This is a genomic window from Carnobacterium sp. (genome assembly GCF_032094055.1).
In the GTDB taxonomy this organism is placed as follows: domain Bacteria; phylum Bacillota; class Bacilli; order Lactobacillales; family Carnobacteriaceae; genus Carnobacterium_A.
The window spans coordinates 1-2098 of sequence record NZ_DAMDAK010000108.1; the positions used below are offsets into that span (position 1 = coordinate 1).

At 37.5% G+C, this 2098-nt stretch carries 1 protein-coding gene and 1 pseudogene; both read right to left on the reverse strand.

The features are described from left to right. Window positions 1–378: pseudogene (locus RT405_RS12400) on the reverse strand (ABC transporter ATP-binding protein); the annotation flags it as partial. Continuing rightward, window positions 378–2098 (reverse strand): ABC transporter ATP-binding protein (locus RT405_RS12405; RefSeq protein ID WP_396163826.1); only part of this gene is annotated, 1721 nt, incomplete at its 5' end. The pseudogene RT405_RS12400 and the gene RT405_RS12405, both read right to left, overlap by 1 nt.

Consider the following 2098-nt stretch of genomic DNA (forward strand, 5'->3'; position numbering starts at 1 on the left):
TCCGCAAATCATAAACCGTTCTTTGCGCTACACGCGTCATGGTAAATTGTTGGAAATATTGGAAAACTGCAGACAAAATATACAAAATAGCGACAGTGACTAAAACATTTTTAATCACATCAAAGTCAATGGGTAATTTATCAATGGCTTGACCAGCTTGTTTCATGTTAGCCCCTGTCATAACGCCTTTGAAAATTTCTGTCGTTGCTTCCCCTAAAATTCTCGGTGTCTTAGTTTGCAAGACAGTTCCGACAATAGCTAAAACAAAAACTAAGCCAATGGCAACTAAACGACTTGACATATAACCAAGCAGTCTTTTTAACGTGCCCAAAAGTTTTTGGCTTTGCGAGGTGCCATTTTTGATCCTGCATTTCTCATTAAATTTCCTCCTCTCTCATTTGAGAGCTCATAATTTCTTGATATGTTTCATTCGTTTCTTTTAATTCTTCATGTGTTCCTTTTCCGACTACTTGTCCGCCATCCATTACTAAAATAGTGTTGGCATTCATTACTGTACTGATTCGTTGGGCAATGATTACTACTACAGAATCTTTTGCTTCTGGAACTAATGCTTTACGTAAAGCAGCGTCTGTTTTAAAGTCTAAAGCAGAGAAAGAATCATCGAATACCATTATATCCGCTTTAGAAACAAGGGCACGAGCAATACTTAACCGTTGTTTTTGTCCACCAGAGAAGTTCCCTCCTCCTTGTTCTACATGACTGTCTAAACCGTCTGGCAATTCTGATACAAAGCTCTTGGCTTGTGCGACTTCTAAGGCATGCCAAATTTCTTCATCTGTTGCATCTGGTTTACCATATTGCATATTTGAACGAATTGTTCCTGTGAATAAAATTGCTTTTTGTGGAGCATATCCAATCATGCTACGCAAGTCTTTTTGATTCATATCACGAATATCTACTCCATTGATTCGAATGCTACCTGACTCAATATCATAAAAACGCGCGATCAAGTTAGCTAAAGTCGATTTACCTGAACCAGTTCCACCGATAATAGCTACCATTTCGCCTTTGTTCCCTTTAAAATCAATATCTTTTAAGGCCAATTGTTCAGCTCCAGTATAGCGGAAATCAACATGGTCAAACTCTAACGTTCCTTTATTGGCCATATCTACTTTGGTTGGTTTTTCTGGATCTTTAACCGCACTTTCTGTGGCTAAAACTTGATTGATACGAGCAGCAGATACTTGTCCTCTGGGAATGAAAATAAAAATCATCGACAACATCATAAAGCTCATCAAAATTTGCATCGCATAAGTCATAAAGGTAATTAAGTTACCTACTTCCATAGCCCCATCACCGATATAGTGTCCACCAAACCAAATAATTGAGATATTGGTTGCGCTAATGATTAAGGTCATAACAGGCATCATAAAACTCATGATCGTATTAGCTTTGATAGACGTCTCAGCAAAATCTTTATTGGCTGTGTCAAATCGTTTTATTTCTGAATCATTTCGATTGAATGCACGGATAACACGGATCCCAGTCAATCCTTCTCGAAAAACTAAGTTCAAACGGTCAGTTTTACTTTGCATTTTCTTAAAGTACGGGACTCCAAAATACATAATGATTAACATGAATATAGCTAAAATCGGCAGTACATAAAGAAAAATACTGGCAAGCTTAGGTTCCCGGTTGTAAGCCATAACTCCTGCTCCCACTAACATAATAGGAGCCATAATCATCATTCTTAATCCCATCATGATGACCATTTGAATTTGGACCACATCATTGGTCGTTCTAGTGATCAGCGATGATGTTCCAATCTCATCAATTGCATCGTTTGAAAAGTAAGATACTTTTTTAAAAATATTGCTTCGAACATTTTTTCCTAATAACTGGGATTGCTGTGCAGCTAAATAAACATTCCCTGTTGCTGCGGCTACACTTAATAAAGAGAACCCCAACATTTTTACGCCGACTGAGATGATATAATCAACATCTCCTGTCGCTACCCCGTTGTCTATAATATCTGCAGTTAAATTGGGCAAATATAAATCACAGACAACTTGGACAACCATAAATAAGATTGCTCCAATTACTGCTAAGCCATTCATACGTTTAGCTAGTTTTATCA